Consider the following 14,950-nt stretch of genomic DNA (forward strand, 5'->3'; position numbering starts at 1 on the left):
CCAGCGTCCTTGCGATGCCGGGTGGGGCAGGGGGCCGTCTGCGCGTCGGACGGCCACACACAGAATAAAAACAAGAGAAAATACCATGCTCGCACTCCTGGGCCTGATCATGGTGGTGACGTTCACCTACCTGATCATGAGCAAACGCCTGTCGCCGATCGTCGCGCTCACAGTGGTACCCATCGTTTTCGCCGTGATCGGCGGTTTCGCTCCCGAGCTCGGCAAGATGATGCTCGATGGTCTGAAGATGGTGGCGCCCTCGGCGGCATTGCTGCTGTTCGCCATCCTGTTCTTCGGCCTGATGATCGATGCCGGCCTGTTCGACCCCTTGATTCGCAAGATTCTCAAGCGGGTGAACGGCGATCCGATCAAGATCGCCATCGGCACCGCGCTGTTGTCGCTGCTGGTGGCACTCGATGGCGACGGCACCACCACCTACATGATCACCTGCGCGGCGATGTTGCCGCTGTACAAGCGCATCGGCATGAACCCGATGATCCTGGCCACTGTGTCGATGCTGTCGCTGAGCATCATGAGTGGCATGAGCCCCTGGGGCGGGCCGGCCACCCGGGCCATTGCCGCCCTGGGGCTGGATGCGACCGAATACTTCATCCCGATGCTGCCCACCGTGATCGGTGGCGCGGCCTGGGTGGTGTTCACCGCCTATTTGTTGGGGCGCGCCGAGCGTCGGCGCATCGGCAATGTCACCCTGGCGTCAGGGGGCGGCAACTGCTACATCAAGGAAATCCTCGGCGACAACCCGCACAAGCGCCCGCGCCTGGCCTATGTGAATCTGCTGCTGGTGATCGCCGTGATGACCGCGCTGGTGATGGGCGTGATGCATTCCGCGCTGCTGTTCATGATCGGTTTCGTCGCCGCGTTGATGATCAACTATCCGCAGCTGGAGCTGCAGAAGGAGCGCATCCTCGCCCACTCGGGCAATGCCATGACCGTCGTGCTGCTGGTGTTCGCCGCCGGCATATTCGCCGGCATCTTCTCCGGCACCAAAATGGTCGACGCCCTCGCCCAGACCTTGGTGGACTGGATTCCCGACGCCTGGAGCCACTGGTTCCCGCTGGTGGTGGCGCTGACCAGCATGCCGCTGACCTTCGTGCTGTCCAATGACGCCTACTATTTCGGGGTGGTGCCGATCCTGGCCAACGCGGCCGCGGCCTATGGCATCGACCCGGTGGAAATCGCCCGGGCCTCGGTACTGGGGCAGCCGGTGCACCTGATGAGCCCGTTGGTAGCCTCGACCCTGTTGCTGGTGGGGATGGTCGACCGCGATATCGGCGACTTCCAGAAAGCCACCGTCAAGTGGGCGGTGCTTACCTCGCTGGTGATCACCGCGCTGGCGCTGCTCACAGGCGCCTTGTCCTTCTTCGTGTGAATCACCGGGCGCCGCGCGGCGCCCGCCCACCGCTCATCCAAGAACAACAACAGAGTACCGATCATGTCCCGAAGTGTTTTCCGTGGGGCCACCTGTGGCCTGCTCTGCGGCTGGTTGCCCGTTGCCGGCGCTGGCGGATTCGTCGACGACGGCAAGCTCAAGCTGCAGCTGCGCAACGTCTATTTCAACGAGAACTTCCGTGACGAGCAGGGCCTGACGCCGCGCGCGGCGGCCTCCGCCAAGCATGAGCGGACCGAGTGGGCGCAGGGCTTTTTGCTCGACTACCAGTCCGGTTTCACCCAGGGTACCTTGGGCGTTGGGCTCGATGCCCTGGCCCTGGTGGGCGTGCGGTTGGACTCCGGACGCGGTCGCAGCGGTAGCGGTCTGTTGCCGGTGCACGACGACGGTCGGGCCGCGGACGAATTCAGCAGCGCCGGCCTGACTGCCAAGGCGCGCCTGGGCCAGACCGTGATCAAGCACGGTACCTTGCTGCCCAAGACTCCGGTGCTGGTCTACAACGACGCGCGGCTGTTGCCGCAGACTTACCAGGGCACGCAGCTGACCAGCACCGACATCGATGGGTTGAGCCTCACCGCCGGTCACCTGGACAAGTTCAAGTTGCGCGACTCCTCGGACAGCACCGGCTTGTACCTGGATGGCTACAGCGGCAACGCGTCCGGTGATTTCTCCTACGTCGGTGCCGATTATGCGGTGGGCAAGCCGCTGCGCCTGAGCTACTTCCACGCCCGGCTCGACGGCTTCTATCGCCAGGACTTCGCAGGCCTGGTGCATGACCTGCCGCTGGCCGGCGGGGTGCTGACCACCGACCTGCGCTACTTCAGGAGCCGCGACAGCGGTGCCGCCCATGGCGGCGCCATCGACAACGATCTGTACAGCGGGCAACTGGCGTATGCGCATTCTGGGCATACGGTCGGTGCCGGCTACCAGGTGCTTGATGGCGAGGCGGGGCTGCCCTATATCAGCGGCGCAACGGTGTATTCGTTCAGCAACGTCGGTATCGGCAAGTTCATCGAGGAGCAGGAAAAAACCTGGATGGCCAGCTATGCCTACAACTTCGCCGCCGCAGGGGTGCCCGGGCTGACCTTCATGACGCGTTACCTCAGCGGCGACAACGGTCGCGCCGGGGAAGCGGGTATCAAGGAATGGGAGCGTGACGCCGAGCTGGCCTACGTGGTCCAGGGTGGCCCGCTCAAAGGCCTGGGGGTGAGGTTGCGCAACTATGTCTATCGTTCCGACTTCGCCCGCGGTCGCGACAGCAACCGTGTGTACCTGACCTACGACATCGCGCTTTGGTGAGTGTCCATCCTGGGTGGACGGTGCGCGTCCAGGCGGCGGTTGTGGGCATTGATGGCGGGCTTGCGGCGTCCCATCGGCTGGTATCAACGCGATCAATGTTGGCAGACGATGACCTGATGTCCCTCTAGATTGCAAAGGCGTGCTGGAAGCCCCGAACAACAATAACGAGGGACCCGACTATGCCCACCGCCACCCAAGCCTCCAACGCCTGGCGCATCCTGTTCCTGCTGTTCCTGGCCAACCTGTTCAACTTCTTCGACCGCACCATCCCCGCCATCGTCATCGAGCCGATCCGCCTGGAGTGGCACCTGAGCGACTTCCAGATCGGCATCATCGGCACCGCCTTCACCCTGGTCTACGCCATCGCCGGCCTGCCGCTGGCACGTATCGCCGACACGGGTTCACGCAGCAAGCTCATGGGTTGGGGCCTGCTGGCCTGGAGCGGGCTGACGGCGGTCAACGGCATGGTCGGCAGCTTCTGGAGCTTCCTGCTGGTGCGCATGGGCGTGGGCATCGGCGAGGCCAGCTATGCGCCTGCCGCCAACTCGCTGATCGGCGACCTGTTCCCTGCCGGGCGGCGGGCAAGGGCGATGGGTATCTTCATGCTTGGCCTGCCGTTGGGCCTGTTGCTGGCGTTCTTCACCATCGGTGCGATGGTCGAGGCCTTCGGTACCTGGCGCGCACCGTTCTTCATTGCCGCCGTGCCTGGCGTGTTGCTGGCGCTGTTCATCTTCATGATCCGCGAACCCGCGCGCGGTGCGGCGGAGACTGTGGCCATCACTCAGACCCCGCTCGACCGTCCGCTGCGTCGGGTACTGAGCGTGCCCACCTTCGCCTGGCTGGTGCTGGCGGGGCTGACCTTCAATTTCGCCACCTATGCCTGCAACTCGTTCATGGTGCCGATGCTGCAGCGCTACTTTGCGCTAACGCTGCACGACGCTGCGGTGGCCACCGGGATGATCGTCGGCCTGAGCGGCCTGGTGGGCCTGACCCTTGGCGGCTGGATGGCCGACAAGGTGCACCAGCGCTTCGCCAACGGCCGTCTGGTGTTCGCCGCGCTGAGCATGCTGGTGGCCACCTTGTGTACCGCCTGGGCGCTGCATGCCGGGCGCATCGAACTGGGGGGGTTCGTGGCGGTGTTCGGGGTCGGCTGGCTGTTCTCCTACAACTTCTACACCTGCGTGTACACCGCCATCCAGGACGTGGTGCAACCGCGCCTGCGGGCCACGGCCATGGCGCTTTTCTTCGCTGGGCTGTACCTGCTGGGTGGTGGCCTGGGGCCGGTGGTGGTCGGTGGACTGTCGGATCATTTTGCCGTGTCGGCCATGGCGGCGGCGGGCGAGGTGGCGATGAGCGAAGCGTTCAAGGCCCAGGGGCTGCATGACGCGATGTACCTGATCCCCGTGGCCCTGTTGCTGACCATGGTGTTCCTGCTGGCGGCCTCGCGGTGTTTCAGCCGGGATGCGCAGCGGATGCGCGAGGGCATGGTGCTGGATGGCGCAGCGGTGGCGGGGCAAGCCGCGCAGGCTTGAGTCCAAGTGTATCGGCCTGGTCGCCAGCACTTGCTGGCATGTCCCTTGGTTTTCTCGCAGACTACCCATCTTTGCGCAAGAGCAGGAGAGCAACAGTCAATGCGCGTGGTGATGGATACCCGGACAGACGAAATACTTCGACTGGAGCATTTGTTGGATGGGATGAACTATACGCTCTGGTTGAACGCGTATGGTCCCTTTGCACTGGACAGACCACTCGAAGCGCAGTTGCGTCATTCGGTGGGCAAAGGTTGTACCGTGGGTGGTGATTCACCGATCTGTGCAAGCGATGCTCGCGGCGAAATCATCGAACACCTGCTGCACCCAGGGGACGGCGGCTACGGGCCGTTGGACCTGCCGGCCAAACGTCCCGAAGTGCTCAGGTTGGTAGAGGTGCTGCTCGGCCAGGTCCGTCTTGACCGGGCCGACATCATCCGCAGGTTCTGGCTTGCCGAAGGGCACCCTGCGTATCCCGTGTGGTGGGATTTTGCCTTCGACATTCAAACCCAGGGGCAGCGGTGGATACTGATGAGCAGCGCGAGTGATTGAGCGGATAGCTTGGTTTCTCAGTACTTGCTTGTCGTCGTGAAGGTTGGCACTGAGGTTCATCGAGACCTGACGCCGCGCCGGTTACTCAAGTCTTGGCGTTGCGGATTCCCCGTTGATAGGCTGCCGTCATGGTTTGCCATGTTTCATCGTCGGCCGGCACCAGATGTTCAATACGTAGCGATGCCACCGTGATGTCCTGCGGCATGCCGAAGGTGGTGAAGGTGGACAGGAACCTAAGTTCGCCCTCGGCAGCACGCACCCGGGTCAGCACCAGCGGTGACGGCGGTGTGTCCGGCGCCAGTGCGGGTGGCACGGGCAAGCTTTGCAGCCGCCGAGCCAATTCTGGATTGCCCACCGCCTCCCTGGCCGCCCGCTGCCAGGCGATCGCCCGTATCTCATCGGCATTGACCAGATGATCACCCAGTCCGCCCGGGCGCAGCAGTGTGTCCAGCAGGTTCAGGCCCGAGGTGCTGCTCGTCGGTACGCCAACCATGGTGAACAACAGCCCGGCACTGGCATTGGCCGCCGTGATGTCCCAGTTGCTGGCGATGACGATGGCCGGTGCGGGGTTGTTGGCCTGCAGGATGTGCTCCACTGCGTCATGCACCATCTTCATGGCTGGGGCGTCCGGTGCCGAGGCCGTATAGCGTGGTGCGTAACCTGCCGCGAGGAACACCTCGTTGCAGTGTTCGAGCGGCACTTGCAGGGCGCTGAGCAGGGCATGCAGGGTGCTTGGGCTGGCCTTGGCACGGCCGGTTTCGACGCAGCTCAGGTGGCGTTGCGACAGGCCCGCCAACAGCGCCAGGTCGAGCTGGCTGAGGCCGGCATGACGGCGCAGGCGGCGCAGGTGCTTGCCGGCGTCGGTGACTGCTGGTGTTTGCGTGGGGTGAAAGGGAGAAAGGCTCATGCGTCGACTCTGGCTGTCCTTGGCTGAAGCATCCATGACCTGTGAGGTCATTGAGGCGGGGACGACTCTATCACTACCGTGACGGCAACATCGCCCTGAAGGAGTCGACCAATGAACGCACGATGGATCGCGTTGCCAGTGTTGCTGCTGTTCACCCTGTACACCGGTTGGACGTTGATGATTGCCGAGCAATCACTTCTTGCCTTTGGCCTTGATCTGCTGTCCCGACCCGATACGGCCCAGGTCGTTATCGACCTGTATGTGATGGCCGGTCTGGGCTGTATCTGGATGGCAAACGACCAGTGCCAGCGGGGCGGGTCGTTGCTTGGCGTCTTGCCCTATCTGGTGCTGACGGCGCTCTTTGTCTCCCTGGGGCCGCTGCTGTACATCGTGGTCAAGGGCTTGGCGCAGAGGCCAGGGGCATGAGCGGCGCCCTGGCGGTCTACGCCTGCTGCGTAGTGGTGCTGTTCTTCAAGATGCTGGCGATTTCCTGCTGCCAGGGCTACTTCCGCCTGCGTTTCCTGACCTTCACCAACAGCGAGGATGCGGCAGTGTTCAAGCGTTCGGCTTGCCCTGAGGAATTGCCGCAGGTAACGCGGGCCATGCAGGCCTGGCGCAACGATCTGGAGAACATCCCGATGTTCCTCGCGCTGGGCGGCCTGGCGGTCGTGCTGGAGGCGCCGGTTGCCATGACGGCTTGGCTGAGCGGGGTATTCACCGTGGCCAGGGTGTCGCATACGGTGACTTACCTGGCGGGTATCCAGCCGTGGCGGACGGTGAGTTATGGCGTGGGGGTAATCTGTTTGATCGGGTTGGCGACCTTGGTCATCGAGGCGCTGGCATCGACGCCTTGAAGGTTTGCCAGGCGTGCAGCAGCCGGCGGCAGGCAAGATGCCTGAATTCAACTGGTACAGAAAGCATCCGACTTCGGCACAAAGAAGCGAGCAAACAATTCCGACTGCGACTTGATGTTCAACTTGGCGTAAATGTTCCGGCGGTGCACTTTCACCGTTTCCGCCGATAGTGAAAGCTTTCCGGCAATCTCTTTGTTGGAGAAACCGCTCAGCAGCAGTCTCAGTACATCGCTTTCACGGGTGGTGATCTGCGCGCCCAGCTGCGTCAGTGTTTCCTGCCAGGGCGGTACCTCGGCAAGGTCCTTCTCGACATCCACCTCGAAGGCCATGCGCTGGTGCATCAAGGCCGTCACCCAGGGCTTGATGAGGTCGAGGATGGTGATCTGTTCCTGGCTGAAGCGCGCCTTGCTGCCAATGGAGATGCACAGCGTGCGGTCAGCGTCGAGCTGAACGTTGTACTGCGCTTCATCGGCCGAGATGTAGTGCGCGAAGTACTGGTGGTAGTACTCGGTTTCCACAAAGTACTCCGGCGCGATATCCAGCAGGTGGAAGAAGCCGCTCTGCGGGTTTTCCCGGTTGGCGATGTAGAACGGGTCCAGCAGGTAGAGCCCCTTCACATAGCGATGGATGAACGCGTTGACCTCTTCGGCATCCGCCACCTCGGGCAGGCTTACCACTTCCACTTGCTGACTGGCGAAGATCAATACCACCCAGTTGTCGATCTGCACGTACTCGTTCAATACCCGAACCAGCGAACTCCAGAACGCCGGACGGTCCAGCTGCATGATCAGCTTGCCGATCGATCGGTGCCAGGCCAGGCTTTGCAGGTCGAACGGCATTATCTACCCCTTTTGGGTTAGGAACTCGCATGTCAGAGGTAAGTATTCCGAGGTATTTACTATCCGGTCCTGCCCGGTATAGTCGCTCACTGGGCCTAGGATGGCCGTGAAGTTACATCGATTCGATAAGGATGTTGCATGAGAAGGTCACGTTTGCGAACCCTTTTTTCGGCCTCGCTGCTCTGCGCAGGGATCAGCACCTCGGTGCTGGCCGCCGAACCCGGGATGCACCTGTACAACTGGTTCGGGCTGCTCGCGCCGGAGACGCCGAAGGCGTTCGAGCAGGAAACCGGCACCCGCGTGCACATGGACGCGTTCGACAGCGCCGACATCATGCAGAGCAAGGTCATGGCCGGGCGCACCGGGTATGACGTGGTGGTGGCGACCTCCAACGTGCTGCCCAGCCTGATCGCGGCGGGCGTGCTGCAACCGCTGGACCGTGCGCAACTGGGGAACCTGTCGCACATCGACCCCGATATCCTCGCCCAGTTGGCGGTCAACGACCCCGGCAATCGCTACGCGGTGCCCTACCTGTGGGGCACCACCGGCATCGGCTACGACGTCAACAAGGTCAAGGCCGCGTTGGGCGACCAGGCGCCGGTGGACAGCTGGGACCTGATCTTCAAGGAAGAGAACATCAGCAAGCTCAAGTCCTGTGGCGTGGCGATGCTCGACTCGCCCAGCGAGATCATCTCGATTGCCCTGAACTACCTGGGCCTGCCCAGCAACAGCAGCAATCCTGCGGATTACCAGAAGGCGCAAGACCTGCTGATGAAGATCCGCCCCTACGTGCTGTATTTCGATTCCTCGCGCATCGACACCGACATGGCCGACGGCAATATCTGCGCGGTGGTCGGCTGGGCCAACGGCGCCTTGGCCGCCCAGGCCCTCAACGAGAAGAACAACACCGGGCGCAGGATCAACTACAGCCTGCCGCGCGAAGGCGCGCTGGTGTGGTCGGAAAACCTGGTGCTGCTCAAGGATGCGCCCCATCCCAAGGCAGGCATGGCGTTCATCAACTACATGATGCGCCCGGAAGTGATCGCCAAGACCTCGAACCACACCCTGTACCCCAACGCCAACAAGGACGCCACCCAGTTCGTCGAACAGGCGCTGCGGGACAACCCGTGGATCTACCCCGACAAGAAGACGATTGCCACGTTGATCCCGCTCGAGCCGCTGCCGTTGAAACTGGAGCGGATCCGCACGCGGGTCTGGACCAAGGTGAAGAGTGGCGTCTGACTTGAGTTGACGTGTCGCCCGCTGCCCGGTGCAAGGGAGTACCGGACAGCGCGTTGACCAAGGTTGCCTGCGGCCTATTGCTTCAAGCACCAGCGAACACCATCGTCTCGCGGTATCCGGCTGCCCAGCCGAGGCGGGCGGGTCTTGCGTACCTGATTTCATCTTGAGCCGGAGGAGAACAGCGGATGTTCAGCCCAGCCCAGAAGACACACTTGAACTTGACGATCGAAGGCGTGGAGCACGATTTCCAGGTGCTCGGCTACACCGGGGAAGCGGTGGCCAACAGGCCTTTCTTTTTCAACGTGGAACTGGCCAGCGAATGGCCCGACCTGGACCTTGAACGCTTCCTCGACCTCGAGGCGTTCTTCAGCTTCGACATGAACGGCAATGGCATCCATGGGCGGATCTACCACATCGCGCCGATGAGGCAGGCTCCGTGTTCAGCGCGTTACAGGTTGACCCTGGTGCCGCACTTGTCCTACCTGCGTCACCGCATCAACCAGCGGATCTTTCAACAGTTCTCGGTGCCCAGGATCGTTGCCCTGATCCTGGAAGAGCATGGGATCGTGGGCGACGCTTACCGCTTCGAGCTGAGTGCGAGCTACCCCGAGCGCGACTACTGCACCCAGTATGGCGAAACGGACCTGCACTTCGTCCAGCGCTTGTGTGAAGAGGAGGGCATCCGTTTTCACTTCCAGCACAGTGCCCAGGGGCATGTGCTGGTGTTTGCCGATGGCCAGGCGGTGCTGCCGTGGGGCGTGCTTTATCGTCCGCCCCTGGTTCATGCCAAGCCACGGGTGGTGGAGAACCAGACCGCCGTGGTCATTGCCGTGGAGGATGACGAGAGCCGGTGTGATCAGAGGCTTGCCCGGATTCAGGTGAAGTTTCCCTGGGATCCTGAGGACAGGTTTGATGACAAGAGTTGTTGTTGGCTATCGGTGGCTTCCGATTGGTGTTGTGCTGTCACGCCTCCGCGAACGGGGATGGAGGTGATGGTCTCGTTTCTCGGAAACGATCCCGATCAGCCACGGGTCAGTGGGTGCCTGTGCTGCCGATAGCCTCATTCTGGCCACGGCAGCTTTATCCGAAATTATTCCAGGTTGATAATTATTGGCATCCCATAATTGCCAATAAACTCATGGTTGACGATTCCCTGCCCCCCCGGTGGTGCGCACCGATGAATATCGACTCTCGATATGGTGTGATTGCCGTCGTTGACGAGCCGACCTACACGTTCGACTCCACAGACAATATCCGGTGTTATGCGCGGGAAATCATCCTGGGCGACGATGGCGTGTCATCGGTTCATGGCGTAATGCTGGACGACTTCGGCCTGCTGGTGGTCGGTGCCGGCGGAGGCGGGACAGGAGTACATGCACAGTCGGCGCTGGTGATCGACGACAAGCTGCTATTGGCCGTGGGCAACCAGATTGCCTGCGTGTCGCTGACCGCTCCCCATGACCTGCTTTGGTCGCGCAAGGTGGATCTGGCGACGTGTTTCGGTCTCTATTGGGCTGCGCGGCAGCGTGCACTGATTTCGCACGGCGAGCTGGAAATCACAGGTTTGTCCCTTGAGGGCGACGTTATCTGGAAGGCCATGGGTGCCGACATCTTCACCGGGCGCTTTCAGCTGGCGCCTGACCATGTGGAAGTCGTGGATTTCTACGACACCGTCTACCGTTTTGATGTGGTGACGGGGGAGGCGTTGAAATGCAGTTGATGCACGTAGCCGGTTAAACGTCGCGATGCAATCCTTCTGCGTCCTGCCAATACAAAGTTCGCTCGAATTGAAAGCTGATCACGAAGCGTGAGCCTGTCCGCGCAATGGCATTGGCAATCTTGTCCAGATCCGCCATCGGTGAATGCTCCTGCGGCCCAGGCCCTTTGATCCTGATGCTGGCGCGCGTGGCGACACTGAAGTCGAGCTGTTTGGTGTCCTCTGCATAGAGGGTGTGGTCGGTGATGACGAGGTCGGCGGTCAGCGTCAGCCATGACGGGAAGTAGGCTTCCAGGCTGTCGCTTGTACGCGTGACTTCAATCGCGCCAGCTGCTTGCAGGGCGTTTGCCAGTGCTGCTGCGTCAAGCGATGCGTCAGCTTCCAGGAACAGATCAAGGCTCAATGACGTTACCCTCGGTCGACGCTTCGAAGCGCTGGGCGACCCAGCATTCTTCCCCCAGGTGCAGAAAGGCTCCACCCAGCCGCCATAGCTCGAAGTAGGCGGTAAAGTCGATGTCCAGTGCAATGAGCGGGGCGGCGATGTACCAAGCCAGCCCATAGTCCGCCGCGATGCCGTACCAGGCCTCGAACAATGCGTAGTCGGCGGCGGTATGGCAGTCGGCGGCTTCGCGAACCGCATCCCCTAATGCTTCGCTGGCCCAGGTGCCCGGTATATCGAAGTTGTCGATAGCCTTGAGGTCGGCCATGGGCTTGCAGATCACCCGCGCATTGCGGGTCAGGGTCATCAGCTCTGAATCGCCCGTCCGCTCGAAAAAGTCGGCCTGCACATCCAACCATCGCCGGGTAGCGGCTGCCAGTTGTTCTGGCGTGCCTCGTTGCGTGGGGAGCAGGTACAGGTAGGGAAGCGTGCCGGCAGCCAGCACTTCCAACGTGCGCCTGGCCAGTTCGGGGGCGTGCTTGTGGCCTTCGAGGATGGTGGCCACCTCGTGGGGCTGGCCATGCTCCTTGAACAGCGCGATGAACTGGGATTTATCGATATCGCTGTGGCCTTCGACCAAGGCGCGCCAATCATCCAGCAGGGAGGTGTCCATTCGGCTTCCTTGGTTATGGGCGCGGGCATTGTGCATCGCGCTTCGGTTGTTGCGCCAGGGAACGAGCGCCGGGTTCGGGCCTCGTTGAATGGACCACTCCTGTCGGTTACGGGAGTGTCCTCCTTTAATCGATAACCAGCTCCCATACGCCACTGGCATGCTCGATCCGCTCACCCGGCAACCGGATGCGCTGGTTGGCGCTGTAGTCATGGAAGGCGCGGGCCTTGCCGATCAGCGACAGGTCCAGGGTCACGCTATGCCGCGACTCGCCACGCCCGGCCTCGAACAGCGTCTGGCCATACGGGTCCACCGCCAGGCTCGCCCCGACGAACACGCAGCCATCCGGCCCTGACCCCATGCGGTTGGCGACCACGGCGAACACCTGGTTCTCCATTGCTCGCGCCATTACCGACACTCTATGCACATGGACCTCCGGCTCGGACAGGCCGTCGGTGATCAATATCAGCTGTGCGCCCAGGGCCTTCAGCGCTCGCGCCGTCTCGGGGAACTCGCTGTCGTAGCAGATCAACAGGCCCAGGCGCACACCGCGCCATTCGACGGTGGCGAAGCGGTCGCCCGGCACCACGATGCCGTGCTCCGGCACCCACAGGTGGGTCTTGCGGTAGGTGAGCAGGATGCCTTCGGGGGCGATGAACAATGTGGTGTTGTAGAACGTGCCGCCGTCGTTCTCGTACAGCCCCAGCACCACCGCGATATCATGCCGGCGCGCTGCCGCGACCACCGCCTGCACGGCATCGCCGTCGATGGCTTCGGACAGCATGCCGACGTCGTCCGCAGTGAGAAAACCGGTCAGGTGCGACTCGGGGAACAGCAGGATATCGGTGTCCGGCGCGCACTGGGCCAAGGCCTCGAGGATGCCGCGCAGGTTGTGGGCGGTGTCGCCGTCGCGGGTTGTCGTCTGTACCACTTCGATCTTCATGGGCAATCCGTCTCGCTGGGCCCGACCCTTCCGCGGGCGAGTGACATTTGCGAAGGGTGGTGCAAGTATGAAAACAATCACTGGCAAAACAATCACTTCGACGGGTTAACCCGGGGGTAGGGCATGAGCTTGAGCCTGCAGGATCTTTCGTGGCACCAGGGTGTGGGCCAATGCATCGAGCACCTCGACCGGCCGAGCTTCTGGCGCATCCTGGCGACGCTGCTCGGCGATTTCGTCGAGGTCGATACTTGGGTGGCGCTGCTGTTCAGCCACGACAAGCCGTTGATTTTCGACCAGAGCCCTTACGAGCGCGAGGGCATTGATCCGCTGGTGAGCGAGTACGCCAATGGCCTGTACCTGCTCGACCCGTTCTACATCAGCAGCCGCGAGCGGCCGCTGACCGGCTTGGTGCGCCTGGCCGACGTGGCCCCGGAGCAGTTCCAGCAGACCGATTACTACCGCCTGTACTTCACCCACAACGTGGTCGCCGACGAGGTGCAGTTCAACCTGGCCCTGGGCGATGGGCGCACGCTGTGCCTGTCGCTGGGCGGGCGCTCACGTTTCGACGCCCAGGCCATCGCCCAACTGGAGCTGGTGCGTCCCTGGCTGATCGGCCTGCTGCGCCAGCGCCTGCACTTCGAGCAACTGCCCGAGCGCGCACCGGCCAAGCCCGCGCTGGGCCTGGCCCAGGGGCGCGACGAAGCACGGCGGCAGCTGGAGTCGGTGCTCACGGCGCGGGAGCTGGACGTGGTGCGGCTGATCCTGTCGGGGCATTCGAACAAGGAGACGGCCATCAAGCTCAAGCTGTCGGCCGAGACGGTGAAGGTCCATAGACGCAATGTGTACCGCAAGCTGGACGTGAACTCCCAGAGCGAGCTGTTCTCACTGCTGTTTTTGGCCGGCGAAGACCTCGCCAGCCTGCAACCGGCGCCGTGATTCCCCCGCGCCATTACCCCCAGGTTAATCCTTCGACGTTATAGAAATCCGCACCGGGATCCGCATACTGGCCCTGCACCTTGTAGGCGCGGGCATGCCCCGCGATCACCGGCAAAGCCGGTGCCATCCCCGAGTTACTTGCTGTGCACGCCGTCCCTGCGCCCCGTGCAGCCAGACCGGCTGGGCAATTTCCTAGAACAATCACAAGAGGATGACCCATGGCTCATTTCGCTCACGGCCCGGCCCGTGGCATCGCCCCTGCGCGCCAGGAGGCCACCCATGCCTGACGCCACCCCCGCAAAACTCTCCCTCACCTCCCTGACGGTCTTCGGCCTGGCCTACATGTGCCCGAGCCTGGCCATGGTGATCTTCGGCGTGATCTCCGAACGCAGCGACGGCATCGCCCCCAGCGCCTTCCTGCTGGCCACAGGCGCCATGCTGCTGTCGGCCCTGAGCTATGCCAAGCTGTCGCGCCTGTTCCCGGTGTCCGGCTCGGCCTACTACTACGCCAAGCGCCTGCTCGGCCCCGGCTGCGGCTTCGTGGTCGGCTGGGCGGTGCTGCTGGCTTACCTGTTCATGCCCATGGTCGCCTGGCTGCTGCAGTCGGTGTTCCTCAACGCCCAGTTCCCGCAGGTGCCCACCTGGGGCTGGTTGCTGATCAACATCGGCCTGACCACGGCGGTGACCGTCAGCGGCATGGCCCTGACCGATCGCCTGAACAAAGTGCTCACGGTCCTGAGCGTGGCCCTGGTGCTGTTGTTCATTGGCTACTGCCTGCGCTATGTGGCCGGCCAGCCCCAGGTCGGCTTCACCCACCCCGTATGGAATGAACACAGCACCTTGACCGGCCTCACCGCCGCCGCCGCCATTGCCGCCTATTCGTTTCTCGGGTTCGACGCCGTGACCACCCTGGCCGAGGAGGCCGAGCAGCCCAAGCGCGACATCCCCCGGGCGGTGCTGCTGGTGATCAGCCTGGGCGGGCTGCTGTTCACGGCGGTGGCCTACCTGATGCAACTGAGCCACCCCGGCGGCCAGTTCGCCGACCCGCAAACGGCGACCTACGCGCTGTCGATCGAGGTGGGCGGGCAGTTCTTCGCCGACTTCGTCAACCTCGGCGGCATCGTCGCCGGCTTCGCCTCGTGCCTGGCGGTGCAGGTCAGCGCCAGCCGCTTGCTTTACTTCATGGGCCGCGAAGGCGTGCTGCCGCCGCGTTGTTTCGCTAAGCTGCAGGGCAAGGCGCGCACGCCGGTGTTCAACCTGTTGCTGATTGCCGGGCTGGGATTGATCGGGATCGGCGCGGATGTGAGCTCGGCCGCTTCGCTGATCAACTTCGGCGCGTTCCTGGCGTTTGCGGCGGTGAATGTGTGCGTGATTGCGTACTACCTGCGTGAGCGGCGCAAGCAGCGGTTGAGCGGGGTGGGGTTCGTGGTGTTTCCGCTGCTGGCGATTGGGGTGAACCTGTATCTGCTGTCGCTGCTGAGCACGGTGGTGATACTGGCCGGGGTGGCTTGGCTGGTGTGTGGCGGGTTGTACCTGATGTGGCTGACGGCGGGGTTCAGCAAGCCCACGCCGGGGCTCATGGAGGTCGAGACCTGAAAGCGCAGGGTTTCCAGGTCAGGTATCTGGTGGGAGCGGGCTTGCCCCGCGATCATCGGCAGTGCCGGTGCCAAGCACT

General features: G+C 62.8%; 16 protein-coding genes. 11 read left to right on the top strand and 5 right to left on the bottom strand.

Annotated elements, in window-relative coordinates; all coding sequences use genetic code 11:
• The first annotated feature begins 85 nt into the window (after positions 1-85).
• The 4 genes from BMY03_RS20065 (at position 86) to BMY03_RS20080 (ending at position 4,788) form a co-directional block, all read left to right on the top strand.
• Positions 86-1,390, top strand: a complete 1,305-nt coding sequence (locus BMY03_RS20065; RefSeq protein ID WP_023629242.1) for a CitMHS family transporter — start codon at positions 86-88, stop codon at positions 1,388-1,390.
• A 63-nt stretch (positions 1,391-1,453) separates the two neighbouring features.
• The gene (locus tag BMY03_RS20070) at positions 1,454-2,707 is read left to right on the top strand and encodes an OprD family porin (RefSeq protein WP_094012067.1); all 1,254 of its coding nucleotides are present in this window, start codon (positions 1,454-1,456) and stop codon (positions 2,705-2,707) included.
• Positions 2,708-2,886: 179 nt separating this feature from the next.
• Complete coding sequence (locus BMY03_RS20075) at positions 2,887-4,239, top strand: spinster family MFS transporter (protein ID WP_094012068.1); 1,353 nt, start codon at positions 2,887-2,889, stop codon at positions 4,237-4,239.
• A 99-nt stretch (positions 4,240-4,338) separates the two neighbouring features.
• Positions 4,339-4,788, top strand: coding sequence for a hypothetical protein (locus BMY03_RS20080; protein ID WP_084942532.1), 450 nt, complete (start codon positions 4,339-4,341; stop codon positions 4,786-4,788).
• An 85-nt stretch (positions 4,789-4,873) separates the two neighbouring features.
• Here the strand turns inward: BMY03_RS20080 and BMY03_RS20085 are convergent, their stop codons facing one another.
• Positions 4,874-5,695, bottom strand: a complete 822-nt coding sequence (locus BMY03_RS20085) for a helix-turn-helix domain-containing protein (RefSeq protein ID WP_232888256.1) — start codon at positions 5,693-5,695, stop codon at positions 4,874-4,876.
• A 111-nt stretch (positions 5,696-5,806) separates the two neighbouring features.
• Here BMY03_RS20085 and BMY03_RS20090 point away from each other — a divergent pair, with 111 nt between their 5' ends.
• Both BMY03_RS20090 and BMY03_RS20095 read left to right on the top strand, forming a co-directional pair.
• Entirely contained in the window at positions 5,807-6,121 is a 315-nt protein-coding gene (locus tag BMY03_RS20090; protein ID WP_094012070.1) for a DUF2834 domain-containing protein, read from the top strand.
• Positions 6,118-6,549 carry an MAPEG family protein gene (locus BMY03_RS20095; RefSeq protein WP_094012071.1) on the top strand — a complete coding sequence of 144 codons (432 nt, stop codon included), beginning with the start codon at positions 6,118-6,120 and terminating at the stop codon, positions 6,547-6,549. The genes BMY03_RS20090 and BMY03_RS20095 overlap by 4 nt, the downstream gene beginning before the upstream one ends.
• A 47-nt stretch (positions 6,550-6,596) precedes the next feature.
• Here BMY03_RS20095 and BMY03_RS20100 read toward each other — a convergent pair whose 3' ends face one another.
• Positions 6,597-7,388: a helix-turn-helix transcriptional regulator gene (locus BMY03_RS20100; RefSeq protein ID WP_094012072.1), complete on the bottom strand. Its 792-nt coding sequence runs from the start codon at positions 7,386-7,388 to the stop codon at positions 6,597-6,599.
• Between the two features lie 138 nt (positions 7,389-7,526).
• On the opposite strand from BMY03_RS20100, the gene BMY03_RS20105 reads away from it, so the two are divergent.
• From BMY03_RS20105 to BMY03_RS20115, 3 genes are all read left to right on the top strand, one after another.
• Positions 7,527-8,630 carry a polyamine ABC transporter substrate-binding protein gene (locus BMY03_RS20105; RefSeq protein WP_094012073.1) on the top strand — a complete coding sequence of 368 codons (1,104 nt, stop codon included), beginning with the start codon at positions 7,527-7,529 and terminating at the stop codon, positions 8,628-8,630.
• 185 nt (positions 8,631-8,815) lie between these two features.
• The gene (locus tag BMY03_RS20110) at positions 8,816-9,688 is read left to right on the top strand and encodes a contractile injection system protein, VgrG/Pvc8 family (RefSeq protein ID WP_094012074.1); all 873 of its coding nucleotides are present in this window, start codon (positions 8,816-8,818) and stop codon (positions 9,686-9,688) included.
• Between the two features lie 119 nt (positions 9,689-9,807).
• Positions 9,808-10,350, top strand: a complete 543-nt coding sequence (locus tag BMY03_RS20115; RefSeq protein ID WP_028690511.1) for a hypothetical protein — start codon at positions 9,808-9,810, stop codon at positions 10,348-10,350.
• A gap of 13 nt (positions 10,351-10,363) precedes the next feature.
• Here BMY03_RS20115 and BMY03_RS20120 read toward each other — a convergent pair whose 3' ends face one another.
• The 3 genes from BMY03_RS20120 to BMY03_RS20130 all read right to left on the bottom strand — a co-directional run bounded on the left by BMY03_RS20120 (position 10,364) and on the right by BMY03_RS20130 (position 12,339).
• Positions 10,364-10,750 (bottom strand): hypothetical protein, encoded by a 387-nt coding sequence (locus BMY03_RS20120; protein WP_028690512.1) that lies wholly within the window; start codon positions 10,748-10,750, stop codon positions 10,364-10,366.
• Positions 10,740-11,399 (bottom strand): hypothetical protein, encoded by a 660-nt coding sequence (locus tag BMY03_RS20125; RefSeq protein WP_094012076.1) that lies wholly within the window; start codon positions 11,397-11,399, stop codon positions 10,740-10,742. Before BMY03_RS20125 ends, BMY03_RS20120 begins: the two co-directional genes overlap by 11 nt.
• 124 nt (positions 11,400-11,523) lie before the next feature.
• Entirely contained in the window at positions 11,524-12,339 is an 816-nt protein-coding gene (locus tag BMY03_RS20130) for a carbon-nitrogen hydrolase family protein (RefSeq protein ID WP_094012077.1), read from the bottom strand.
• A gap of 123 nt (positions 12,340-12,462) precedes the next feature.
• On the opposite strand from BMY03_RS20130, the gene BMY03_RS20135 reads away from it, so the two are divergent.
• Positions 12,463-13,275, top strand: a complete 813-nt coding sequence (locus tag BMY03_RS20135) for a LuxR C-terminal-related transcriptional regulator (protein WP_038706483.1) — start codon at positions 12,463-12,465, stop codon at positions 13,273-13,275.
• A gap of 279 nt (positions 13,276-13,554) precedes the next feature.
• The gene (locus tag BMY03_RS20140) at positions 13,555-14,871 is read left to right on the top strand and encodes an APC family permease (RefSeq protein ID WP_094012078.1); all 1,317 of its coding nucleotides are present in this window, start codon (positions 13,555-13,557) and stop codon (positions 14,869-14,871) included.
• The last annotated feature ends 79 nt before the right edge of the window (positions 14,872-14,950 follow it).

Source organism: Pseudomonas soli, from assembly GCF_900110655.1.
Taxonomy (GTDB): domain Bacteria; phylum Pseudomonadota; class Gammaproteobacteria; order Pseudomonadales; family Pseudomonadaceae; genus Aquipseudomonas; species Aquipseudomonas soli.